Source organism: Buchnera aphidicola (genome assembly GCF_900128725.1).
GTDB classification, from domain to species: Bacteria; Pseudomonadota; Gammaproteobacteria; order Enterobacterales; family Enterobacteriaceae; genus Buchnera_F; species Buchnera_F aphidicola_K.
Map to the genome: position 1 here is coordinate 170,388 of NZ_LT667500.1, position 25,300 is coordinate 195,687.

The window sequence follows — 25,300 nt, forward strand, 5'->3', positions numbered from 1 at the left end:
GGAAGTGATATTTATAATAACTTCTTTATACATTATAAAGAATATTTATGCTTTAGTGTTAAGAAAATAAAAAATTTTTATAGCTATAAAGTTTTTATTTTAACTGATAAAACGGCGCTGTTGCTATCCGATTTTTATCATCCGATAATTATTCAGGAGGCATGGACGATATAAGAATATTTGATTCATATACTAAATTTACGAATTCTTTAAAAATATTTTATGAATAAAAACATATATTTTTATTTTATTCAAAAGGGAGAGCTGGGTGAATATGATTTAAATATTTGTATATTTATTCTATTCATATAGATATCCATTAACCGAGAATCCTTCCGATAATATTTCTTCTATTATTAGTATAACATATTTTTTATCTTGAGAAAAAATAAATTATATAGATTTTATTTATTTACATAAGTAGAATTACCTGTTTTTATTGTAAACATATAAACCGTGACTATTTTTTTTTGAGAAAAACGGATTAACGATTTTAATACAAAAAAGAAAGTTCAGTCATCATTTTTTTTGTAATTTTATAATTTAAAAATTTAAATATACTTAAAGTTTCATTATTTATGTAATTGCTATAAACAATACTCTATTGTAAAATTTAAGTTTTATGTATTTAAGATTAAAAGGGTCAGATGTTTTGAATTTTTTTATATTTTGTCGCCTTTGAAGTTTAATAATTAGCATTTATATATAATGAATAGCGGGAGCGCTGTACAGGCACAGTATTCTTTATATTTATAATTATGTATTAGCTTAAAATAATTTTATAAAAAATTCGAGCGCTTTTAAGATTGCTGTAAAATAGAAAAAATGTTATTTTAATAAATATTGTAAGTGTTTTTTTTAGAATACTCCGAGCTATAAGCATCATTTTTATTTTTAAAAATTATTTTTTTGTTTGAAAAATTTTAGCGGACGATCCAATTTTTTTTCCCGAATGATGACTGTTTATTTAGTAGTTACACTCAAAAAGAAAAATTTTTTATATATATATGAAGATTTTTAAAATATGAGAATTATAAATAATTCTGAGCACTGGAAAAACAATATTCATTATTTTGTTTTTTTTTTTAAAAATATTATGGAGGATAAATAATGTTATTAAAAATATAATTATGAGTAAGTGTAATATATTTAATATTCATTCTCCTTTTTGTAGATGTTAGCTGAATGTCTTTGAAAAATATTTATGAGAGTATTTCTGCAGTGCGCAGTATTGCACTTCGTGACCGGGGATTAATTTGAGTTTCTTTATATGCTGGTTTAATTTTTTTAATAATTTTTATTTTTTTCTTTTCGTATTTTTTTATTTGTTTTTCAGTTATCGGGAGTCCTCTAGGAATAATGAGAGGGTGGTTATGTTCTTTAAAGCAGTTTTTTATTATTTTGCTTTCAATAGAATGAAAACTAATAATTGCTAATCTTGCTTTAGGTTTTAATATTTTTATTGCAAGATTTAGTGTTTTTTTTAACTCTTCTACCTCTTGGTTAATATAAATGCGTATAGCTTGAAAAGTACGGGTAGCGGGGTGCTTGTATTTATCTTTTTTGGGTATAGCTCTTTTTATTATTTCTACTAGATCTAATGTTCGCGTGATTATTTTTTTTTTATTTCTTTCAACAATAGCGTGAGAAATTTTTTTTGCGTATTTTTCTTCTCCAAAAGCTTTAAGAATAAATTCGATTTTTTTTTTGTTAGTTTTTTTTAACCATTTCCAAGCCGGAATGCCTTCCCGAGGGTTCATTCGCATATCTAGAGGACCGTCTTTCATAAATGAAAAACCTCTTTCTGCTATATCTAATTGTATCGATGAAACTCCTAAATCTAATAAGATGCCATCAATATTTTTTTTTTGAATTAAGCTAGATATTTGAGTAGAAAAATTTCCATATTTTAGAGAAAAACGCGAATCTATAATTTTTTTTCCTTGTTTAAGTGCGTAGGGGTCTTTATCAATAGCATATAATTTTCCAAAAGGACCGAGGTGTTTTAATATAGCTAGTGAATGTCCTCCTAAACCAAATGTTCCATCAATATATGTACCGTTTTTTTTTATATTTAATGCCCTAACAGATTCTTGTAGTAATACAGGTATGTGTTCCATGATATGTGTAGTCGTTAATATGTATTTTATACATTCTCTAGAACATTTTTTTTAAAAAATAAAAATTTTTAAAAATTTAGTAGAAAATGTATAAATAGTTATAATAAATGTTTTTAAGAGTTTATATAACAATCAATTAAAAACGTTACTGTATATATTTATATGTTATTATCGACAACTAATACTTATTACGCCAGATCTAGATGAATCTAAAATTACAAAAGATTTTTTTATAATATATAAGAAAGAATCAATAATATGATTGGTGCTTGATATTTGTATCGTGTACTGTTCTGAAGAAAAATCAATAATTGTTCCTTGATAAATTTCTACTAATTGATTTACTGTATGTAGTGTTTTGAAATTTGTTATTTGAATTTTTATCAACAATATTTCTCTTTCAATATAATTGTTTTTTGTGATTTCAGAAACTGCGTGGACATCAATTAGTTTTTGTAATTGTTTTTCAATTTGTTCAATTGTTTTCTTGTTTCCGAAGGTTTGAATAGTGACTTTGGATATTTTCCGGTTTTCAGTAGGCGCTACAGATAAACTATCAATATTATAACCTCTTTGTGAAAATAGCCCAACGACTCTCGATAATGCTCCCGATTCATTTTCTAGTAAAATTGACAAAATTCTTCGCATAATTTCAATACATCCTATTTTTTTAATAACATATCATTCATGCCGCCGTTTTTAATCTGCATAGGATACACGTGTTCCTGTGGATCAACATCGACGTCCACAAATACCAAGGATCCAGAACGTACTTTTTTAATAGCTTTTTTTAGTTTTTTGATTATTTCGTCTGATTGTTTAATTTGCATTCCGATATGTCCGTAAGATTCAGCTAGAGCCATGAAATTAGGTAATGACTTCATGTATGAGTGCGAATGTCTTCCTGAATAAATGATATCCTGCCACTGTTTAACCATGCCTAAAGATTTATTATTTAAGTTAATAATTAAGATAGCTAAACCATATTGTTTTGCAGTGGATAATTCTTGTATATTCATTTGAATGCTTCCATCTCCTGTAATACAGATTACAAATTCTTGAGGAAATGCTATTTTTACTCCCAATGCTGCGGGTAATCCAAAGCCCATTGTACCCAATCCACCTGAATTAATCCAACGACGCGGTTTATTAAACGTATAATGTAAAGCGGTAAACATTTGGTGTTGACCCACGTCTGATGCGATATAGGCATCTCCTTTAGTCATTTTATGTATAATTTTAATTAAATGTTGTGGTTTAATAATTTTTTGTGAATTACTATAATGAAAGGTGGTTATATTTTTCCAATTTTTAATTTTTTTCCACCATCTTTCTAGATTAGGAATGGAGTAGTAAGTTTTATTGGTGTGATATATTTTTAGTATTTTTTTAAGTATTTTTTTTGCGTCTCCTATAACCGGAATATCTGCTGTAATAGTTTTGGAAATAGAAGTTGGATCAATATCAATATGTATTATGGTTGCGTTAGGGCAATATTTCTCTACATTATTAGTTGTTCTATCGTCAAATCTCACACCAATAGCTAGAATTACATCAGAATGATGCATTGCCATGTTAGCTTCATAAGTGCCGTGCATTCCTAACATAGAAAGGTTTTGTGGGTTATTTCCGGGAAAAGAGCCGAGCGCCATCAAGGACATTGTTACAGGAATATTAAATATCGTAGCTAAATTATATAATTCAGAATGACAGTTAGCGCTAATAACCCCTCCTCCCGCATAAATAATCGGTTTTTTAGCTTTTAGAAGTGTTTTTAAGGCTTTTTTTATATTTTTAATATTTTTTTTTGTTTCAATGAATTGGTAATATTGAATATGTTTATATTTAGGCCAAATATATTCTTTTTTTATTTTTTGATCTAAAATATTTTTTGGCAAATCAATTACTACCGGTCCCGGCCTTCCTCTCGAAGCTAAGAAATATGATTTTTGAAAAATTAGGGGAATATCTTCGGATTTTTTAACTAAAAAACTGTGTTTTACAATAGGTCGCGAGATACCAATCATATCACATTCTTGGAAGGCATCAAATCCAATTAATTCAGAAGATACTTGTCCAGAAATAATGATTAAAGGGATAGAGTCCATATAAGCTGTTGCAATCCCAGTTATAGCATTCGTAGCTCCCGGGCCAGATGTTACTAATACAGCTCCTGTTTTTCCAGTACATCTAGCATATCCATCAGCCATATGAGTAGCTGCTTGCTCATGTCGCACTAGAATATGTTGTATTTTTTTATGACCTATAGTATGTATGGCATCGTATATATCTAGTACAGCTCCTCCAGGATACCCGAATATCACTTCTATTTTGAGATCTATTAAAGACTGTATAACCATTTCAGCGCCAGATAATAGCGTCATGTTTTTTATATTCCTTGTCTAATAAAATATTTTTACGGCATTAACTTGATTTTTCGGTAGAAATAACTTTAATTATAAATATTTATATGTTATATTTTTTTCTATTTTTATTTTTATAAATGAGAATCCGCCGAGTAAGGCGGACAGAAATATATATAAATTTTTAAAATTTATTGTTTGGTGGTTTCATTACGTAACAAGGAATTCAGTTTTGTTTTTCTTAATGTACTAGAATCTACTTTTTTTACAATAACCGCGCAATAGAGGTGTGCATCGCTATGTTTAGACGGCAGTGTTCCAGGAACTACAACCGATCCCTCAGGAACTCGTCCATAGAATATTTTTTTATTTTTTCTATCATAGATTTTAGTGCTTTGGCTAATATATACACCCATAGAGATAACAGAATTTTTTTCGATAATAACTCCTTCAACAATTTCCGAACGAGCCCCAATAAAGCAATTATCCTCTATAATAGTAGGATTACTTTGTAAGGGTTCTAATACACCCCCTATGCCGACTCCCCCAGATATATGCACATTACGGCCAATTTGAGCGCATGAACCAATAGTTGCCCAAGTATCGATCATAGTATTTTTTCCAATGTACGCTCCAATATTAATAAAACTAGGCATCAGTACTACATTTTTATCGATAAATGCGCCAAATCTTACAATTGCATTTGGTACTGAACGTACAGAATCTCGAATAAATTGGGATTCGTTATAATGACGATATTTTAAAGGTATTTTATCATAAAAGGTGTTACTTGATGTTTTAATCACCTTATTTTCTGAAGAATATAAATAAAGCAATACACATTTTTTAATCCATTGATGTGTAATCCATTCGTCATTAATTTTTTCTGCAATTCTAATTTTTCCAGAATTTAAGAGAGATATTGTTTCGTAGATATGTTTTTTTTCTTGTGTTGTAATTTTATAGTTTTTTATTTTTATTTTTTTATCAAAAATTTCTTCTATATTATTTTCTTTTTTTATCATGGAAATTGTTTACCTATATGAAATTATATAAACTATATATTATAAAAACATAAAATTTTACTACAATTATTAAAAATAGTGAAACAAAGTAATTTAATTGAAATAAATTAAATATTTTTCAACGAGAATGAGGATGGATTTTTTTAAAAACACTATTTTTTTATATATTGATAAAGATTTTTGGAATTTTTTCGCCTTTTTGGTGAGTGATGACTTCGCATCCGTTATTCGTAACTAAAATTGTATGCTCGTATTGTGCAGAATAACCTCCTTCGCGCGTTTTTACTGTCCATCCGTCATCCATACATTTAACGTAAGGCGAAGCAGTATTCACCATCGGCTCTATAGTAAATATCATTCCAGGTTGCATAGTTAAGGTATCATGTGCTTCATAATAATGTAAAATATGCGGAAATTCATGAAATTTTCTTCCTATTCCGTGACCACAGTACTCTCTAACTATATACAATTTTTTTTTTTGTATATATTCTTGAATAATTTTTCCAATATTATTTATTTTTATTCCCGGTCTTATACATTGCAGTGAAAGATACAAGCTTTTTCTAGTTTTTTTACATAAAAAAAATTTTTTTTTATTAACTTTTCCTACTAAAAACATCTTGGATGCATCAGTATAGTAACCATTTTTTATAATTGAAACGTCAATATTTAAAATGTCATTATTTTTCAATAATTCGTATTTATTTGGAATACCGTGGCATACTACATCATTAACTGATATGCATATAGATTTAGGGAAATTATTATATCCTAAACATGCAGGAATAGCTTTTTTCACGTTTACTATGTAATTATGGCAGATTTTGTTAATCTCGTCGGTAGAAATATCGGGAACTACATAGGGTTTAATCATTTCTAAAACACTAGCTGTTATTTTTCCCGATATTCGCATTTGCTCAATGTCATATTTATTGTTTAAAGTGGTTTTCATGTGGGTATCAAGTATTATTTTAAAATTTTATATATTAAGTGTCTTAAGGAGAAAAATAATAAATTTATTCAAAAAAATAACCTTGTTTAAGGAATTTTTTGTTTTATTGGAAATATTTGAAACGATATAAATAATATTAAATAGATTATGATATAATAAAAAATATTTGAAAATAATATAAAATACAAATATTTATAATACGATCATTCAATCATGTTAGACATTTAACTGTTATTTAAATTAGAATATAATAGCATATTTTTTTTTATTTTAACAATTATAGGAGAATAGTTATGGATGTTGCTCTAATGAAGGACATGATTAAAGCTGGAGTCCATTTTGGGCATCAAACTCGATACTGGAATCCAAAAATGAAACCTTTTATTTTTGGCGTAAAAAATAAAGTACATATAATTAATTTAGAAACGACTCTTCCGTTGTTTCAATCTGCTATTGTTGCGCTAAAAAAAACTATTCAGTATAATGGAAAAATTTTATTTATAGGCACCAAGCGAGCAGCAAGTATAGCGATTAAATCAATAGCTCTGTCTTGTAATCAATTTTATGTAAATCATCGTTGGTTGGGTGGAATGCTGACAAATTGGAAAACTGTTAGACAGTCTATTAACAAGTTAAAAGATTTAGAACAACAGTCTATTGATGGTACTTTTGATAAATTAACAAAAAAAGAGGTATTATTGCGCACTCGTTTATTGAAAAAACTAGAAAACAGTTTAGGCGGCATTAAAAATATGGGTGGTTTGCCAGATGCTGTTTTTATTATTGATACATCATATGAACATATTGCAGTGCAAGAGGCGAATCATTTAGGCATTCCTGTATTTGCTGTAGTAGATACGAATTCTAGTCCTTCGGGGGTAAATTATATTATACCCGGTAATGATGATGCTGTTCGATCGATAAACTTATATTTAAGTATTTTATCTCAATCTTTATCTAAATGTTATCAGAAAAAAAAAGAATCTTTAATGTTAAAAAAAAGATTACAAGCGTCATGATATTTTTTATAATGTATTTTACATATGTATTCAAATTGGGTAATAATGATAATGGAAATTTCGATCAAACTTATAAAAGAATTACGTAGGAAAACTGGATCGGGTTTTGTGGAATGTAAAACAGCTTTACAGAAATCTAATGGAAACTTAATGCACGCAATAGATTATCTAAGAACACTAGGTTCATGTATAGCAGAAGGCAAAGCATTACATTCAACGCAATTTGGTCGAATCTTTATTTATCAGGATAGCCGTATAGGTGTTTTATTAGAGGTTAACTCAGAAACAGATTTTGTTGCAAACAACGATAGTTTTAAGTTGTTTGGTCAAAAAATTGTTGATTTTTCTGGTATGAATAAATTATTTCAGTTAAGCGAATTAAATAAAATTTTTGATTCAGAAAAAAATTCTTATATTGCTAAATTTAGAGAAAATATCGTTATTCAGCGTATTCAGCATGTTATTGGGGACCAGATTGGTTCTTATAACCACTTAGGTAAAATAGGGGTTGTTCTCTCTGGAACAATATCATCTCTTAAAAGTAAAGATAAAAATTTGAAGTATATAGCGATGCATATTGCTGCATCAAAGCCCCTTTATCTGACAGAAAAGGAGATTCCTGAAGATGCTCTAACTAGAGAGAGGAACATTCAACAAAAAATAGCCGAAAAGACAGGAAAAAATGCTCATGTATTAGATGCAATTGTATCTGGTAGGATGAATAAATACATAAATGACATTACATTGATGCGTCAAAATTTTATTATAAACCCTAAAATAATTGTAGGCGAGTATCTAAAAGAAAATAATATTTCTATAAATTCCTTTGTACGTTTTCAAGTTGGAGATAATATCGTATAGTCTGTATATATCTATGAATAATAGTTTGAATAATAATTATTCAGGTAGTCGCTTGATTTTATTACTTATTTTCCGGTTTATCGTTTAATACAATTAAAATGCAGGATTGGTATAATTTTTATGAAAAAAATAAAGTATAAGCGTATTTTATTAAAAATTAGCGGAGAATTTTTGAAAAGCGCTGCCGAAGGCAGCATCAATGCTGTATTTATTGATGATTTAATCAAACAGATACAGTTATTAACGAAGCTAGGTGTTCAAATTGGTTTAGTCGTAGGGGGCGGTAATTTATTTAGAGGGTCAAATTTAGAAAAGTTAGGTATGAGGCGAACTATATCTGATCAAATTGGTATGTTATCTACCGTGATTAATGGATTATCAATTTATGAGTTAATGTTTAAAAGACATATGCAAGCTAGAATTTTTGCCTCTACAACTCTAGCAGGTGTTTGTGAGCGGTATCGGTTAGATAAAGTTAATAAATCATTTCAATCGGGCGCAGTAGTAATTTTTTGTTTTGGTTTGGGTATACCATTATTTACGACTGATTCGTCAGCATGTGTGCATGGAGTAGAAATACAGGCAGATATTTTTTTAAAAGGAACGAAAGTAAACGGCGTTTATTCGGGAGATCCTCGAAGCAACCCATCAGCCACGCTATATCAGACACTAACATATGATGATGTTTTAAATAAAAAATTGCAAGTTATGGACTATACTTCATTAGTTTTGGCTCGTGAAAATAAATTACCTATCTTAGTATTTAACATGAGTGATCCAAAAATTTTATATAATATTGTAACGGGAAAGCATCCGGTTGGTACATTAATAACCGAATAAATGATGAATCCTTTATTTCAGTTAATATAATTTTGAAGAGAACAATTATGATTGATTTTTTGTCAGAGAGCACATATGTTCAAATGAACAAATGTTTTTTGTTGTTTAAAAAACATTTAACTCAAGTCCGGACAAGCCGCGCTTCTCCTAATCTCCTTGATAGTATTTACGTAGATTATTACGGATCAGAAACAGCTTTGTGTAAATTATCTAATATTATTGTAGAAAATAATAATACACTTAAAATTACTCTTTTTGATGTATCGATCAAAAATATTGTAGAAAAAGCTATTATAAATTCTCCTTTAGGATTAAATCCTGTTTCAACTAATGCTAATATACGAGTCCAAGTTCCAGCTTTAACAGAATCTCGTAGAAAAGATTTAATTAAAATGATTCGGAATGATTCAGAGAGCGCTCGTGTTTCAATTAGAAATATTAGAAGAGAAGCTAATGAAAAAGTAAAACATTCTTTCAAGAAAAAAGAAATCAATCAGGATCGAGAACAAATAATAAAAAAAGATATTCAAAAAAATACTAATTTTTTTATTAAAAAAATAAATGAAATTACTCATATCAAGGAACAAGAGATATTAACTATATAATAATTGTATTGTTGTTTGCATGATTTTGCTAGTTCATATGCTACGCAGTAGTTTTTAGTTACCTAAGAAGAAATATTTTTTTTTTAATTCTTAATACTATTTTATGCTTAAAATATATTAATAGTCTAATAAATATTTTAAGAAATTTATCTATTACAAAGGAATACGGTTTAAATATGTTATTTAAAAATTTTTTTTTCATATTTTTTTTATTTGTTTCTACGACTATTTCTATTGATAAGATAAGCTCGGTTAAAGATATTTTTTCAAATGACGTTCAAAGCAGGCGTATAGCGTTGGACTTACAAGCTATACAATCGCAAGAATGTATAAATAATAAAAACATGGATTTTTTGAAAACGGCTCAAGATTTATTTAGTAAAAATAATTTTGTGACTATAAATATCTCTAAAATAAAAGAAAAATCAATTTATACAATGAATGATCGTATAATGATTGATGAAGTCAAGTTTTCTGGTAATCAGAATATTTCTGATAAGAATATTCAGGGATTGCTCAATCAGCTTAATATTCAAAAAAATAATCTTTTTAATTTATATATGTTTCAAAAATATTTCTTTTTGTTAAAGCAAATGTATAACGATAGCGGATATTTTAATGCGCATTTTGGAGTTGATATTACACTTACTCCAGGCAATAGAGTGTGTATAAAGTTGGTTATTTCGGAAAATGCAGAATTTGGAGTATCTCGTGTTATTATTCGGGGAAACCAGAGTTTTTCTGAAGAAGAAATATTAAACCATGTTTCATGTTATAACACTAACTCTTTATGGAATTATATTATTTGTTATAAATATACGAAATCAAACGTTGCAGTATTGTTGAATGATATAAAAAATTTTTATATGAAACATGGATTTGCGGCTTTTAAATTCGATATTGTAGAAATAGAACCTTCAAAACATAATCCACAAGTCAGTATTATCATTACAGTCTGCGAAGGGTCGAGCGATCAAATACAAACCTCTAATACACAGCGATTGCCCCATAGCTGGCGTCAGATAGATATAAATAAGATTTCAAACAAACTATTAAATTCATTTAATGCTCATAACTATATTAATATAACGAAGAATAAAATAAAAAATGTTTTTATATCCTTTCGAAATGCTTATGATTATGTGTTAAATTATGCAAAAGTCAGTCGAATAAATAAAAAGATATTAAAACATTTTCTCCTTAATGTCGATAATCCAAATTTACTTAATAAAAAACGTTACACTAAAAGCAAAAATATGCGAAAGATAGCGCTAAACCAGGCTATTCGTCAAGACAAAAAAGGTTTTTTTCAAACCATTAAATTTACAAACCTATACAGCAAGTTATGTAAAAACCATTTATTTAAACCTATACGCAGTTATATATCGCAAAAATTAGGAATCGCCCACAACATAGCTTCCAGTTATTTATTTCAAAGTCAGAAGAATACAAGAACAACAAATATCTTTACTAGTTACGAGAAAGGTAGGGGCTTATTCGTTAATTTTTCTATTTTAGAAAAAAATTTGTTTAATTCTGGTAATCAATTGTATTTGAAGGTGCTAAAAAATATTTATGATACTAACCTTCAGTTATGTTTATTCAAACCATTGAGTATAGTTAAAAATTTGATGTTAAAATCGAATTTATTCCTTAATATTTTACAGAAACGTGGTTATTTATTGCGTGACGGTATAAATAAAGTGTTGGGTCTGAGCTGCTCACTTAATTCACCGACAATTAAAAATAAAAATTTTTCTATCGCTGGCGGATACGATAGCACGAATATTACGTACACATCTCCCCATACAGCGCTCTTGCGATATTTAGAATCGTTTCCTAAAAAACGTTTATTAAAAAAAAATATTCATAATTTTTTTATTCACGATTATTTTCTTAAGTGTATTTTTAATTTTAATAAAATTAAAGAAAAAAATTTTCAGAAATTAGGTACGCAGATACAATCGATATATAAATTAGTATTGCCTATTTCTGATAATTGTTATCACAAACTTTTTATTAGTTTAAATCAATATACGCTATTAAAAAAAATATATAACATAATTATACATAATTTTTTAGAAATTGGTCTTGGCTCTTCTTTGGGAAATAGAGTTTTTCCCTTTTATGAAAATTATAAATTTTATAAAAAAGAAACAAACAGTGCTTTTAAGGATAACTCAATTGGAACTCGTGCTGTATATTATCACAAAAAAAATGAATTAGCGCCTACTATAAACTTAAAGAACGGTTTTTCGCCAGATTTAAACTCTTCTTCTAGTGTTTTAGGGGGTAATATAATGGTTCACGCTAATATGGAAGTATTGTTTCCCGGCATACAAACATTCAAGAAATTATTTAAATTTTTTCAAGCGGGTTTATTTATAGATTTAGCGAGTATATGGGATACTCAATGGAAACAGGGTTTGCCATTATCTTCTGTTAAAAATTCTATTCCTTGCAATAAACCTAGTTGTCCGAATATATCTTTGGGTTCTTTTGTTCGCATCCATTCTTTTTTTTGCCCGTTGACATTTATGTTTGCTTTGCCAATAAGTGCTCATGATATCCCTAATCACTGTTTAGAAAATTTTAGTATTAATATTCGATAATTCTTTTTTGTATACAATACAATAGTTATAAATATTATCGTCATTAAAAATGAGATAGTAGAACTCAAGATATGAAACATACTTTAAGCCTCAACAGTATTTTGAAAATTTTACCTCATCGATTTCCTTTTTTGCTAATCGATAAAGTACTAGATTATAAAAAAAATAAGTATTTGTATGCTTTAAAAAATATTACAGAAAATGATTTTTTTTTAAGAGGTCATTTTCCTAACAATTTTATTTTTCCAGGCGTTTTAATTGTAGAGTCCGTTGCGCAGTCGAGTGGTTTATTATTATTTTATTGTGATGATAACGGATATAAGCAAGGTCATACGTTTTGTTTGGCGGGAATAAAGAATACTAAATTTATAACCCCTGTATACCCTGGCGATCAAATGATCATAAAAGTTTTTTTTAAAAAAAAAATATGTAATATTTATTTATTTCAAGGAATTGTTGTAGTTAACCGCATAATTGCGTGCAAATCGACTATTTCGTTATCTCATTTATAATTTTTGTCTTTTTTAGGGTAAATATGCATTTAAAACATTTTGTTCATTTGCGCGTACATAGTGATTATTCTATGATAGACGGGCTTGCAAAACCTGAAAAATTAGTAAGATATGCAAAAAGTATGAATATGACAGCTCTGGGGATAACTGATTTTAGTAATTTGCACGGAGTTATTAAGTTTTATTCCGAAGCCTGTAAGTCTGGTATTAAGCCTATTATCGGTACAGATATTATAGTTGCATCTAATATTATTTCTCACGGAAGATACCCTTTAACTTTATTGGCTTCTAATAATATTGGTTATAATAATATAATGGGACTATTGTCTCAATCTTATCGACTAGGATATAGTGATCGTATTGGATTAGTAATAAATATAAATCATTTATTAATGTTTAAACAGGGTTTATTAGTGTTGTCTGGAGGAATGAGAGGCGATATTGGTTATTGTATATTGAATAAAGATATAAAGTTATTAAACCGTTGTATTTTATTTTATAAAAAATATTTTCCTAATAAATATTATCTAGAAATTTCTCGATTAGGGCATCCGACGGAAAAGCAATATATTCAGTATATTCGATATCTTTCCTATACTCACGATATACCTATTTTAGCAACTAACGAGGTAGTTTTTTTAAAAAAAAACGATTACCAGGTTCATAAAATAAAAGTAGCAGTTTATAAAAAAAAAACTATTACTGATCCGAAATTTATATATCGATACACTAAAAATCAATTTTTAAAAAGTGCACGAGATATGATCGAAATCTTTTCTGATTTCCCTGAAGCAATTATAAATAGCATTGAGTTATCAAAACGCTGTAATGTAGTGATTCCTACGGGGTCTTATTTTTTACCCGTTTTTCCTACAGGATCAATAGATCCTTATTGTTTCTTAGTCCAAAAGTCTATAGAGGGGCTGAAGGTTCGATTAAAAAACTTATTCCCTAACAAGAGTCACCGAAGCAAAAAAACCAAAACATATTTGGACAGATTAGAATATGAATTGTTAATTATTAAGAAGATGGGCTTTGTGAGTTATTTTCTGATAGTTATGGAGTTTATTCAATGGGCTAAGAATAATAATATACCTGTAGGTCCTGGAAGGGGATCGGGAGCAGGATCTTTAGTATCTTTTTCTCTTAATATCACGGAAATTGATCCCTTGCAGTTTGATTTGCTATTTGAAAGATTTTTAAATCCTGATCGCATATCTTTGCCAGATTTTGATATTGATTTTTGTATGGAAAAAAGAGATTTAGTAATTGATCACGTATCTAAAAAATATGGTCGTGATTTTGTTTCTCAAATTATTACTTTTGGAACGATGGCTGCCAAAGCTGTAATTAGAGATGTAGGTAGAGTTCTTGGTTATCCTTACGGCTTAATAAATAAACTTTCTAAGTTAGTCCCCTTAGATCCTCGAATGAATTTAAAAAAAGCTTTCTCTATACAAAAAGAATTAGTAGATTTGTATAATTATAATCATGATATAAAAAAATTAATTGATATAGCAAGAAAATTAGAAGGAGTTACCCGTAATATTGGAAAACATGCTGGCGGAGTAGTGATTTCTCCTACTAAAATTTCTGATTTTGTACCTATATTATGCGATTCTGCTGGTATGAATCAAGTGACTCAATTTGATAAAAATGATATTGAATTTGTTGGTCTTGTAAAATTTGACTTTTTAGGTTTAAAGACTTTAACTATGATTCATGCAATTATTAGGTATATTAATAAACGCAATCAATATTATGGAAAAAAAGAATTTTTTCTCCATAATATTCGTTTAAATGATAGAAAAAGTTTTCTATTATTAAATGTATCGGCGACAACTTCTGTATTTCAGTTGGAGTCAATTGGAATGAGAAATTTAATTAAACGTTTGCAACCAGATTCCTTTGAAGATATTGTAGCATTAGTAGCGTTATATCGGCCAGGGCCGTTACAGTCAGGAATGGTGGATAATTTTATTAACCGTAAGCATGGTAAGGAAAAAATTTCTTATCCAGATCCTAGGTGGCAACATAAATTGTTAAAACCTATTTTAAAATCCACATACGGGATAATCTTATATCAAGAACAAGTTATGCAAATTGCTCAGATTTTATCTGGTTTTACTCCGAGTGAAGCAGATATCTTAAGAAGAGCAATGGCTAAAAAAGACCCGAAAGAGATGAACAATCAAAGAAAATTATTTCAATTAGGAGCTGGTAAAAAATTGATTTGCTCAAATTTATCAAAAAAAATTTTTGATTTGTTGGAGAAGTTTTCTGCTTATGGTTTTAACAAGTCCCATTCCGTTACTTATGCGCTATTGGCGTATCAGACGTTATGGTTAAAAGCTAATTATTCTGCTGAATTTATGGCATCTGCTATGACTTTAGATATGACAAATACAAATAAAATAGTAAATTTAGTTTATGACGCTCGTCGGATGAAGTTAACAATAATTCCTCCCAATATTAATATAAGCGATTATTCATTTTCTATAAATAAGCGAGGAGAAATAATTTATGGATTGGGAGCCATAAAGGGGTTAGGTAAATCATCTATCGACATTATTATTAAAGAAAGAAAAAATTATAAGCAACCCTTTATTAGTTTTTTAGACCTCTTCGTTCGGTTGTGTTTAAGAAAAATAACGCGCCATATTTTTGAAATTTTAATAATGTCGGGAGCTTGCGATTGTTTTCAAGTCTGTCGAGTTCAATTGTTTAATAATATTACATACATAATGCAAGTGGCAAAACAAAAAATTATGTCTGTACAATCTCAACAGAATGATTTATTTAAATTTAACGACTCTTCATTGCCCAAGCTTTTAAAAAGTAGAGATAGGCATCAGAAATCAATGTATGATATTAGTTTTTATCAGATAACTGAAAAAAAATTACAATGGGAAAAAGAAACGTTGGGATTATGGTTAACTAATCACCCTAGTAAGAACTTTTTAAAAGAAATGCAATTTTATACTAAAAGAATTAAATTATACGATTGTTTATTACGAAATGAAACGAGTAAAATAATACTATCTGGGGTTATTTTTTCGATTAAAACTGCTTTTACAAAAAGTAAAAGAAAATTTTTTATTATTACGTTAGACGATTCATATAGTCGATTAGATGTGTTTTTTTTTAATTATAATAATATTCCTATGGAGCAATTTTATGATCAAAAACATGTTATTGTTGTCATTCAAGGGAAATTATCATTTGATTCTTTTACTCATCGTTCAAGAGTACTGGTCAACCAAATAAATAGCATAGAACAATTCCGATTAAGCCAACTTTCTTGTATAAAAATTTATTTTAAAGATAATATTTTAAGAGATAATAATATATTTAATTTGTTATATAACTATTTAATCAATAAAACTTGTAAAGGGAATATTTTATTAGATTTTATTTTACCTTCAACTATATCCAGACAACATAAATTATTTGAAGCCGTGTATATGATATTTCCAGATAATAATCTGTTAAACTATTTAAAAACTTTAGAAGAAAATATAGTAATTAAGTTAAGCTATTCTACACATGAATAAAATATTATAAATTTTTAGTTTTTATTATTGTCTTAATTAGCCCAATAATCATAGATATCAAAATTCTAGTTTTTTGATTTTTTTTTCTACAATAAAATTCAATTTCTTTTGATTTTATTGTATTTTGGCTAATAATAATCCCATAGGGAATGCCAATTAAATTCATATCTGCAAATATTTTTCCAATACTTTCCTTTCGATTATCGAATAAAACATCAATTTTTTCATGAATTAATTTCTTGTAAATAGATTTTGCGACTTCTTTTATTTTTTTACATTTATGCATGTTTATAGGAATAATAAATACCTGAAATGGTGCAATGCAAAGCGGCCATATAATTCCATGATTATCATGATTTTGCTCGATAACTGAAGATAAAATTCTATTAATACCTATTCCGTAGCAACCCATATATAATAATTTATTTTTATTGTACTTATCTTGAATTAAGAAGTTTCTATCTTTAGAATATTTTTTTCCAATTTGAAAAATATGACCAATTTCTACGCTGTTCTTTTTCTTTAATATGGCGCTTTTAGTTTTGTAATAAAAAACATTATCAATATTATTCATAGTAATGATTTTATTAAAAATAATTTTTTTATTCCATACGATAGGGGTTAATTTTTTATTGAATCTATGTGTATGAAAAACAAAATAAGGTAAATTAATTATTTTAGATTCAGCGATAACAAACATCCTTTTATTAATACAGAAGTCTTTGAAATTTGTCCATTGATAAGACAGTTTTTTTGACTTAGATGTTATAAACCGGATAGGGCTACTAAGCACAGGAATGTTCTCTAAATCTTGAACGTTTATGGGATCATTTTCACGTATGAGAAGAATGGCTGTGGTATATTTAGATTGATCAGATTTTGTTTTTAATAAATAGGTTTTTATTTTATTTTCTTGTTGATTAAATTTACTTGAAGGTACAGCATAATTAGATGTTTCAGAAAATATAATTTCATCTTCTCCAATGTTAGTAATGGCATGAAATTCATGTGATAGCGATCCTCCCATCATTTTAGAATTTGATTTGACGATTTTAAAGTGCAATTTAAAATAATTAAATATTTTTATATAGAGCTCTTTAATTGTTTCATATGTTTGTTGGAGTGATTTTTTATTAATATGAAAAGAATATGCGTCCTTCATGAAGAATTCTATAGAGCGGATAACACCGAATCTTGGTCTAATTTCATCTCTAAATTTTTTTTGTATTTGATAGAAGACAATGGGTAGCTGTTTGTGAGAATTAATTTCTTGGCTGAAAATATAAGTTACGACTTCTTCATTAGTGGGGCTTAATATATACTTTTTTTTTCGTCGATTAGTAATATTCATTAGTTCTTCGCCGTATAGCTTCGCTCGTCCGCTATGATCCCACAAACTTTTTGGCTGTATAACCGGCATGCAAATTTCTAGATAACCGTGTTGGTTCATGATGTTAGAAATAATTTTTATAACTTTCTTGATTATTCTATACCCAGTCGGTAGCCACGTGTATATCCCAGAAGATAGTTTTCGGATCATTCCTGATCTCAGCATTAATTGATGGCTGATAGATTCTGTATGTGCTGGTTTTTCTTTGATAGTAGAAAGCAAATATTTTGTAGTATACATCTCTTTTATCCTAAAATAGGTAAATTATTAGATACAAAGAATATAGCATAGATTAAGTTATTAATTATGTTTTTTTATTTAATAAAATCCATGTTTTTTTAAAACTCAGTTTCATGATATATATCGGTGATCTTTGGGCAAGATAGTAAGGATTTTTATTTTTTTAGTTTGAATAAGAATATTTTTATTATAATGAAATATTTATTTAAAAGGTATAGTTTATGAGTTATAGTCAAAGTGAAGATAAAACTGAATCCGCTACTCCGCATAAAATTAAAAAGCTTGAGGCTTATGGGAGAACGCATCATTTATATGATTTAAATTCTTTTTGTATATTGTTGTTTTTTTTTTTTATTATTCTATTTTAATAGGAAATGTATTTTTTTTTCTTTTACGAGATTGATAATAGCTGCTTTAAGCTTCAATACTGATTGCTCGGATATACAAAAATTGTTTTGTTTAGTTTTCTTGCCATATATAAAAAATTTTATTTTATTTATTTCTGTATTATTTGTTGGAATATGCATAATATTATTATTATCTCCTATGCTTCTTTATGGAAAAATAGTTAAAATTAGATTTCTAAAAATTAGATTTACTTCTTTCAACTTTATAACGAATCTAAGCAATAAAAATTTTTCACATGTATTTAGGCGATGTGCTAGTACTTTTATAAAGATGATAATGATTATGTATAGCTCTCTTTATTTTATGTGGTATAACTATCAAAAACTGGATTATTTGTTTAATACATCATTATCGAATAATTTAATATTCAGTTTTAATTTTATCTGTAAGTATATATTGGTAGTTATGACTGTTGTTTTTGTTATAGCCATCAGTGATACACTGTTTCAGTATTTTCAATATTTTAATTCTTTAAAAATGACCGTTCGGGAAGTTAGAGATGAGTATAAAGCATTAGAAGGAAATCCCTTAACTAAGCAGAGAGCTCAGTCTCTAGCACAAAAATTATCAAACCATTCTATTATATCTGAATTTATACAGTCGGATGTAATTATTTTTAATACCATGAATTACGCAATAGCTATACAATATGTTCCAACGAGTATGTTAGCGCCGAGAATATTAACTAAAGGGTCGGGCGACATGGCTTTAAGGATGATAGAGGTTGCTAAAAAAAATAATATTCCCGTATTTATTTCTGATTCTTTTGTAACTTATTTATATTACAACTCTTCTATTGGAAATTATATACCTAGTAATTCACATCAATCAATAGCAAAAATTTTATCTTGGGCTTGGAGATTGAAGCGCTGGCAAAGACGCGGAGGTGTTTATCCAGCCATGCCTATTATATCTTTTGATATCGAATAATTTTTTTAGGAGAACAAGTTCTTGATAGGAAATATATTTTCTTTTTTATCGAATTTTAAAAAAATTAATAATCATTTGTGGTATCTTTTATTCATACCGGTATTTATTTTATCGATTCTTAGTATGCTTATTCTTCCCCTTCCCCCCTTTGTTTTAGATATGTTTTTTACTTTTAATATTGCATCAGCAATAATAATTTTAATCGTTGCTATACGCACAACGAATGTATTAAATTTTTCTTCGTTTCCCACTATTTTGCTTTTTTCAACTTTATTTCGATTATCTTTAAATGTTGCTTCTACGCGCGTGATTTTGTTAAACGGACATACTGGTTCTTGTTGCGCAGGTCATGTTGTTGAATCATTTGGGTTTGTTTTAATTGGCGGAAATTTTTTTATTGGTTTTATAATCTTTATTATTTTAATAATAATAAATTTTTTAGTTATTACCCAAGGTTCGGGAAGAATTGCAGAAGTGGGTGCTAGATTTGTTTTAGACGCTCTTCCAGGCAAGCAGATGGCTATAGATTCCGATTTAAATACTGGGATGATTTCTGAAAAAGAGGCTGTAAAAAGGAGGATTAATGTACATAGAGAGGCTAATTTTTATGGCGCTATGGACGGAGCTAGTAAATTCATCAGGGGAGATGCGATTGCTGGAATTATGATTATGGTAGTCAATTTAATTGGCGGATTTGTTGTGGGTATTGTTCAGCATGATATGCTATTTTTAGAAGCGGCTAAGGTATATAGTATCCTTACCATAGGAGATGGATTAGTTTCTCAGATTCCTTCTTTAATCGTGTCGATTGCTTCAGGTATTATTCTAACTCGCACAGGTTCTAAAAAAATTGACGTTGGGACTCAAGTTTTTCACCAGCTCTTTAATAATGCTCAAATATTTTTTTTAAGTGGTGTTATTTTTTGTGTGTTAAGCTTCATTCCTGGCATGCCTAATTTTATTTTTTTATTTTTTTCAATTCATTTATTGGCATTATCTTGGTATTTAGATAATAAAAATATTAAAAATAAAATGATTTCTAGAAGATCTGACTGTAAAGAATCAAATATATTTAATTTATCTTGGGATGACGTTCAATTTGAACCCTTTTCTTCTATAGAATTAAGTTCTATTTTCTTCAACCCGGCTTATAAAGAAAAATATAATTATTTATTAAAAAATTTATTTCTTTTAAGGAAAAATATAATTCGAGATTTTGGTTTTTTAATTCCAGATATTCGTATTGTTCAAAATAATAAGTTAAAGGATGGTCAGTATAGAATTTTAATCAAAGGCGTTGAATCAGGATCAGGACGCATTTTTTTAGATAAGCTCTTAGTCATTCATCACGGAGAAAATGTTATTTCTTTTCCTGGAAAAAAAATTGAGGAATCTATTTTTGATTCTCCTGCTTTTTGGGTAGACAGTTTTTCCGAAAAAGATATTATTGAAAAAAATATTTTAATTGTGAATCCAAATAATATTATTATTATGCAGTTAAATAATAGCTTGCAATCGTGTTTACATGAATTATTTGGTTTTCAAGAAACTCAGCAGTTGTTAGATCGAGTGTCCAAACAATATCCACAGCTAGTGGATCATTTAATACCTGGTATTATTTCCATTACTACACTTCAAAATGTTTTAAAAAATTTATTAAGGGATAAAATTTCTATTAGAGACATTATCACCATTTTAAACACTTTAATAAAATATGGTGATAAATTGAAAGACAATATTGAAAAATTAACGCATGTATGTCGAATAGCGTTAAGAAAATTAATTACTCAAAAATTTTTCTTGAAAAACAAATATATCAATGTTATTGGATTAAGCGCAGAGATAGAAAATATATTATTAAATGTAATTAACAATAAAAGCAGTCAATTAGAGCCTATTTTTTCAGAAAAATTAATTCAACAAACTAAATTTTCAGTGGTATTACAAAAAAAAGATAAACTACCTTTAGTTTTATTAGTTAATCCGCGCTTGCGCTCGATATTATCTGAATTATTTGCTATTAGTGTTTCTAATTTAACTGTATTGTCTTTCTCAGAAATTTCTGAAGGAAGAATAGTAAAAATTAATCACATTATTGGAGCTCAAAAACTATAATATAAACTTTTCATTAAGCTTAAATGTTTTTACATTACTGGCACTGTATTGATTCCCAATAAATATAATCCTTTTTTAATTATTTTAGCAGTTAAAATAGATAGTTTAATTCTACTAACTTTGATGTGCGTTTCTCTTACGAATAATATAGAACAATTTTCGTAAAAGTTTGAAAATTTTCCAGCTAATTCGTACAGGTAATTGCACATCAAATGCGGTGTGCCTTTTTTTTCTAGTATGTGTACTGTCTCTTCAAATTGCAAAATAGTCATGATTAATTTTCTTTCAAAAATAGTGAAAATATTTATTTTATATGAGTCCATGGCATGGGGCAAGATAGCTTTTTTAATTACAGATTGAATTCTAGTATATGCATATTGTATATAAGGAGCGGTATTCCCTTCTAACGATAACATCTGGTCCCAATCAAAAATGTAATCTGATGCTCTATTTTTAGATAAATCGAAATATTTTATTGCACCAATTCCAATATTTTCTGCAATTTCAGTTATTTCTTTATCTGTCAGGTTTTTATTTTTTTTTTCTATTATCTTTTTCGCTCTACTAATTCCTTCAGTTAGCAAATCCATTAATTTTATTGTTTCACCATATCGAGTTTGAAAAGGTTTTTTGTTTTTATTTAAAATCATACCAAATGAATGGTGCTCTAATAACATTTTACGTGATACGTAATTTGCCTTTTTAGCGATTTCCCACACTTGTAATAAATGCTGTTTTTGCCTGCTATCAACATAGTAAATTATTCGATTTGCTTTTAATACATGTCCGCGAAATTTTAAACAAGCAATATCTGTTGTAGTATATAGATATGCTTTATTTTTTTTTTGTATCACTACTCCCATTTTTTCGCCTTGACGATTTTTAAAATTATTTAAATACACGATAACGCGACCATTATCCTTCACTGCAATTTTTTTTTTCTTTAAATCTGCAATAATTTCTGGTAACATAAAGTTATAAAAACTTTCTCCCCGAATATCACTAGGTTTGAGTAGAACGTTTAATTTTTTATATATTAATTGATTTTTTTGTATTGTTCTTTTTACTAATAGTTTCCATATTTTTATACATTTTGCATTTTTATTTTGTAGTTTCACGACATTTTTTTCTGTTTTTTCTAAAAAATCAGGGTTATTTTTGTATTTTAAATATGCTTTTTGGTATATTGATTCGATGTTATCGATAGATATTTTTTCTTGTGATTTTAATTGTGTAATTAATATTCCAAATTGCGTGCCCCAATCACCTATATGGTTCTGTCGAATTACAGTATAACCTAAAAACTTCATGACTCTAGCGGTTACATCTCCTAAGATAGTAGATCTTAAATGACCAATGTGTAGTTCTTTTGCTATATTAGGTGAAGAATAATCAACAACAATAGTTTGTATTTTATTTTTTTCAAAATTAAAATTTTTTAAATTAAACATTTTATTGGCGTGTTCACATAACCAGCTAGATTTTAATCTAATATTAACAAATCCTGATTTATGTGCATATATTTTTTGATATATGTTGTAGTTTTTGAGGGAATCAGTAATTTTTTCTACTAATTGCTTTACGGATAAGAGATTTAAATTTTTCAGTCTAATAATTCCGTTAACTTGGTAATCAACATCATTATTTTTTATGTTTCTTTGAACTACTGGGTTAAAGCTTGCGGGTATATTATTGTCGTTAAAAATTTTTTTCATTTCTTTTGTAAAAAATTTTTTAATATTCATATATTTTCCTATATATAAATGAATAATTGTATCGGAACAACGGTTATATTTTTAATTTTAATTATTTATAAAAATATGTTATAATTATTATATATTAAGTATTTAATATTTCAAAAGTATATATGTTTTTAAAAAAAACATAGATTTTATAGGCCAAACACTCGCTTATTTTATCAAAAATCAAAAAATCACGAACGCGATTTTTTATAGTATAAATTGTATTTACTATAAATTATAATAATGTATTTTATTTTTGATAAATGTAAAAAAATATGTTGACTTTTTTTTAAAAATCTATAATATAGATCTTGTGATAAAAATGTTCTTTTAAAAAATATTTCAGAAAATTTATGTGGGCGCATGAAAATCAAACGTTCAGATAGAAATTATTCACGGCTAATTGAAATTAAAAAAGATTAGTCTTGCAATAAAAGTTATACCTAAATGAAGAGTTTGATCATGGCTCAGATTGAACGCTGGCGGCAAGCCTAACACATGCAAGTCGAGCGGCATCGGGAAAATATTTATATTTTCGCCGGCGAGCGGCGAACGGGTGAGTAATATCTGGGGATCTACCTAAGCGAGAGGGACAACTGCTGGAAACGGCGGCTAATACCGCATAATGTTGAAAAACCAAAGCAGGGGATCTTTCTTAGCATAAGAAAAGACCTTGCGCACTTAGATGAACCCAGACGAGATTAGCTTGATGGTGGGGTAAAGGCCTACCATGGCGACGATCTCTAGCTGGTCTGAGAGGATGGCCAGCCACACTGGAACTGAGACACGGTCCAGACTCCTACGGGAGGCAGCAGTGGGGAATATTGCACAATGGGCGAAAGCCTGATGCAGCTATGCCGCGTGTATGAAGAAGGCCTTAGGGTTGTAAAGTACTTTCGTCAGGGAAGAAAGTAAAAATTGATAATACCAATTTTAATTGACGTTACCTGAAAAAGAAGCACCGGCTAACTCCGTGCCAGCAGCCGCGGTAATACGGAGGGTGCAAGCGTTAATCAGAATTACTGGGCGTAAAGAGCGCGTAGGCGGTAATTTAAGTCAGATGTGAAATCCCTGGGCTCAACCTAGGAACTGCATTTGAAACTAAATTACTAGAGTTTCGTAGAGGGAGGTAGAATTCTAGGTGTAGCGGTGAAATGCGTAGATATCTGGAGGAATACCTGTGGCGAAAGCGACCTCCTGGACGAAAACTGACGCTGAGGCGCGAAAGCGTGGGGAGCAAACAGGATTAGATACCCTGGTAGTCCATGCTGTAAACGATGTCGACTTGGAGGTTGTTTCCATAGAGGAGTGACTTCCGAAGCTAACGCGTTAAGTCGACCGCCTGGGGAGTACGGTCGCAAGGCTAAAACTCAAATGAATTGACGGGGGCCCGCACAAGCGGTGGAGCATGTGGTTTAATTCGATGCAACGCGAAAAACCTTACCTGGTCTTGACATCCATAGAATTCTATAGAAATATAGACGTGCCTTCGGGAACTATGAGACAGGTGCTGCATGGCTGTCGTCAGCTCGTGTTGTGAAATGTTGGGTTAAGTCCCGCAACGAGCGCAACCCTTATCTTTTGTTACCATCGGTTCGGCCGGGGACTCAAGGGAGACTGCCGGTTATAAACCGGAGGAAGGTGGGGACGACGTCAAGTCATCATGGCCCTTACGACCAGGGCTACACACGTGCTACAATGGTACATACAAAGAGAAGCAATTCTGCGAAGATAAGCAAACCTCATAAAGTGTATCGTAGTCCGGACTGGAGTCTGCAACTCGACTCCACGAAGTCGGAATCGCTAGTAATCGTGGATCAGAATGTCACGGTGAATACGTTCCCGGGCCTTGTACACACCGCCCGTCACACCATGGGAGTGAGTTGCAAAAGAAGCAGGTTGTTTAACCAATTTATCGGAGGACGCCTACCACTTTGTGGTTCATAACTGGGGTGAAGTCGTAACAAGGTAACCGTAGGGGAACCTGCGGTTGGATCACCTCCTTAAAATAT

The 25,300-nt window shown here is 29.0% G+C and carries 16 protein-coding genes and 1 rRNA gene; 10 read left to right on the top strand and 7 right to left on the bottom strand.

Annotation, left to right across the window (positions count from 1 at the left end):
• Positions 1 to 1,202: 1,202 nt before the first annotated feature.
• The 5 genes from rsmH to map all read right to left on the bottom strand — a co-directional run bounded on the left by rsmH (position 1,203) and on the right by map (position 6,460).
• Positions 1,203 to 2,120, bottom strand: coding sequence for a 16S rRNA (cytosine(1402)-N(4))-methyltransferase RsmH (gene rsmH / locus CINFORN2912_RS00710; RefSeq protein ID WP_075433753.1), 918 nt, complete (start codon positions 2,118 to 2,120; stop codon positions 1,203 to 1,205).
• Positions 2,121 to 2,288: 168 nt separating this feature from the next.
• Positions 2,289 to 2,768 carry an acetolactate synthase small subunit gene (gene ilvN, locus CINFORN2912_RS00715; RefSeq protein ID WP_075433754.1) on the bottom strand — a complete coding sequence of 160 codons (480 nt, stop codon included), beginning with the start codon at positions 2,766 to 2,768 and terminating at the stop codon, positions 2,289 to 2,291.
• Positions 2,769 to 2,782: 14 nt separating this feature from the next.
• Positions 2,783 to 4,504 (bottom strand): biosynthetic-type acetolactate synthase large subunit, encoded by a 1,722-nt coding sequence (gene ilvB, locus CINFORN2912_RS00720; RefSeq protein WP_075433755.1) that lies wholly within the window; start codon positions 4,502 to 4,504, stop codon positions 2,783 to 2,785.
• Between the two features lie 170 nt (positions 4,505 to 4,674).
• Positions 4,675 to 5,508, bottom strand: a complete 834-nt coding sequence (gene dapD / locus CINFORN2912_RS00725) for a 2,3,4,5-tetrahydropyridine-2,6-dicarboxylate N-succinyltransferase (RefSeq protein WP_075433756.1) — start codon at positions 5,506 to 5,508, stop codon at positions 4,675 to 4,677.
• 160 nt (positions 5,509 to 5,668) lie between these two features.
• A complete protein-coding gene (map, locus tag CINFORN2912_RS00730) occupies positions 5,669 to 6,460 on the bottom strand; it encodes a type I methionyl aminopeptidase (RefSeq protein WP_075433757.1) in 792 nt (263 codons plus the stop codon).
• 293 nt (positions 6,461 to 6,753) lie between these two features.
• On the opposite strand from map, the gene rpsB reads away from it, so the two are divergent.
• The 7 genes from rpsB (at position 6,754) to dnaE (ending at position 16,463) form a co-directional block, all read left to right on the top strand.
• On the top strand, positions 6,754 to 7,479 hold the full coding sequence (rpsB, locus tag CINFORN2912_RS00735; protein WP_075433758.1) for a 30S ribosomal protein S2: 726 nt from the start codon (positions 6,754 to 6,756) through the stop codon (positions 7,477 to 7,479).
• A 45-nt stretch (positions 7,480 to 7,524) separates the two neighbouring features.
• On the top strand, positions 7,525 to 8,340 hold the full coding sequence (tsf, locus tag CINFORN2912_RS00740) for a translation elongation factor Ts (protein WP_172800924.1): 816 nt from the start codon (positions 7,525 to 7,527) through the stop codon (positions 8,338 to 8,340).
• Positions 8,341 to 8,460: 120 nt separating this feature from the next.
• Positions 8,461 to 9,180, top strand: coding sequence for a UMP kinase (gene pyrH / locus CINFORN2912_RS00745; RefSeq protein ID WP_075433759.1), 720 nt, complete (start codon positions 8,461 to 8,463; stop codon positions 9,178 to 9,180).
• A 47-nt stretch (positions 9,181 to 9,227) separates the two neighbouring features.
• Positions 9,228 to 9,785 (top strand): ribosome recycling factor, encoded by a 558-nt coding sequence (frr, locus tag CINFORN2912_RS00750; protein WP_075433760.1) that lies wholly within the window; start codon positions 9,228 to 9,230, stop codon positions 9,783 to 9,785.
• 176 nt (positions 9,786 to 9,961) lie between these two features.
• Positions 9,962 to 12,397: a BamA/TamA family outer membrane protein gene (locus tag CINFORN2912_RS00755; protein WP_075433761.1), complete on the top strand. Its 2,436-nt coding sequence runs from the start codon at positions 9,962 to 9,964 to the stop codon at positions 12,395 to 12,397.
• A 71-nt stretch (positions 12,398 to 12,468) separates the two neighbouring features.
• Entirely contained in the window at positions 12,469 to 12,909 is a 441-nt protein-coding gene (fabZ, locus tag CINFORN2912_RS00760; protein ID WP_075433762.1) for a 3-hydroxyacyl-ACP dehydratase FabZ, read from the top strand.
• Between the two features lie 23 nt (positions 12,910 to 12,932).
• Entirely contained in the window at positions 12,933 to 16,463 is a 3,531-nt protein-coding gene (gene dnaE / locus CINFORN2912_RS00765; protein WP_075433763.1) for a DNA polymerase III subunit alpha, read from the top strand.
• A gap of 4 nt (positions 16,464 to 16,467) precedes the next feature.
• Here the strand turns inward: dnaE and proS are convergent, their stop codons facing one another.
• The gene (gene proS / locus CINFORN2912_RS00770; protein WP_075433764.1) at positions 16,468 to 18,093 is read right to left on the bottom strand and encodes a proline--tRNA ligase; all 1,626 of its coding nucleotides are present in this window, start codon (positions 18,091 to 18,093) and stop codon (positions 16,468 to 16,470) included.
• Positions 18,094 to 18,414: 321 nt separating this feature from the next.
• Between proS and CINFORN2912_RS00775 the strand changes: the two genes are divergently transcribed.
• A complete protein-coding gene (locus CINFORN2912_RS00775) occupies positions 18,415 to 19,431 on the top strand; it encodes an EscU/YscU/HrcU family type III secretion system export apparatus switch protein (RefSeq protein ID WP_082253674.1) in 1,017 nt (338 codons plus the stop codon).
• 21 nt (positions 19,432 to 19,452) lie between these two features.
• A complete protein-coding gene (locus CINFORN2912_RS00780) occupies positions 19,453 to 21,546 on the top strand; it encodes a flagellar biosynthesis protein FlhA (RefSeq protein ID WP_082253675.1) in 2,094 nt (697 codons plus the stop codon).
• 29 nt (positions 21,547 to 21,575) lie between these two features.
• Here CINFORN2912_RS00780 and argS read toward each other — a convergent pair whose 3' ends face one another.
• Complete coding sequence (argS, locus tag CINFORN2912_RS00785) at positions 21,576 to 23,291, bottom strand: arginine--tRNA ligase (protein ID WP_075433766.1); 1,716 nt, start codon at positions 23,289 to 23,291, stop codon at positions 21,576 to 21,578.
• A 441-nt stretch (positions 23,292 to 23,732) separates the two neighbouring features.
• On the opposite strand from argS, the gene CINFORN2912_RS00790 reads away from it, so the two are divergent.
• Positions 23,733 to 25,294, top strand: a 16S ribosomal RNA gene (locus CINFORN2912_RS00790).
• The last annotated feature ends 6 nt before the right edge of the window (positions 25,295 to 25,300 follow it).

What these genes read in the sequence shown, in the direction of transcription:
- frr (WP_075433760.1), top strand. Translation starts at nt 9,228, where the DNA reads ATGATTGATTTTTTGTCAGAGAGCACATATGTTCAAATGAACAAATGT.
- ilvN (WP_075433754.1), bottom strand. Translation starts at nt 2,768, where the DNA reads ATGCGAAGAATTTTGTCAATTTTACTAGAAAATGAATCGGGAGCATTA.
- argS (WP_075433766.1), bottom strand. Translation starts at nt 23,291, where the DNA reads ATGAATATTAAAAAATTTTTTACAAAAGAAATGAAAAAAATTTTTAAC.
- fabZ (WP_075433762.1), top strand. Translation starts at nt 12,469, where the DNA reads ATGAAACATACTTTAAGCCTCAACAGTATTTTGAAAATTTTACCTCAT.
- rsmH (WP_075433753.1), bottom strand. Translation starts at nt 2,120, where the DNA reads ATGGAACACATACCTGTATTACTACAAGAATCTGTTAGGGCATTAAAT.
- map (WP_075433757.1), bottom strand. Translation starts at nt 6,460, where the DNA reads ATGAAAACCACTTTAAACAATAAATATGACATTGAGCAAATGCGAATA.
- pyrH (WP_075433759.1), top strand. Translation starts at nt 8,461, where the DNA reads ATGAAAAAAATAAAGTATAAGCGTATTTTATTAAAAATTAGCGGAGAA.
- ilvB (WP_075433755.1), bottom strand. Translation starts at nt 4,504, where the DNA reads ATGACGCTATTATCTGGCGCTGAAATGGTTATACAGTCTTTAATAGAT.
- dapD (WP_075433756.1), bottom strand. Translation starts at nt 5,508, where the DNA reads ATGATAAAAAAAGAAAATAATATAGAAGAAATTTTTGATAAAAAAATA.
- proS (WP_075433764.1), bottom strand. Translation starts at nt 18,093, where the DNA reads ATGTATACTACAAAATATTTGCTTTCTACTATCAAAGAAAAACCAGCA.
- rpsB (WP_075433758.1), top strand. Translation starts at nt 6,754, where the DNA reads ATGGATGTTGCTCTAATGAAGGACATGATTAAAGCTGGAGTCCATTTT.
- tsf (WP_172800924.1), top strand. Translation starts at nt 7,525, where the DNA reads ATGATAATGGAAATTTCGATCAAACTTATAAAAGAATTACGTAGGAAA.
- CINFORN2912_RS00755 (WP_075433761.1), top strand. Translation starts at nt 9,962, where the DNA reads ATGTTATTTAAAAATTTTTTTTTCATATTTTTTTTATTTGTTTCTACG.
- dnaE (WP_075433763.1), top strand. Translation starts at nt 12,933, where the DNA reads ATGCATTTAAAACATTTTGTTCATTTGCGCGTACATAGTGATTATTCT.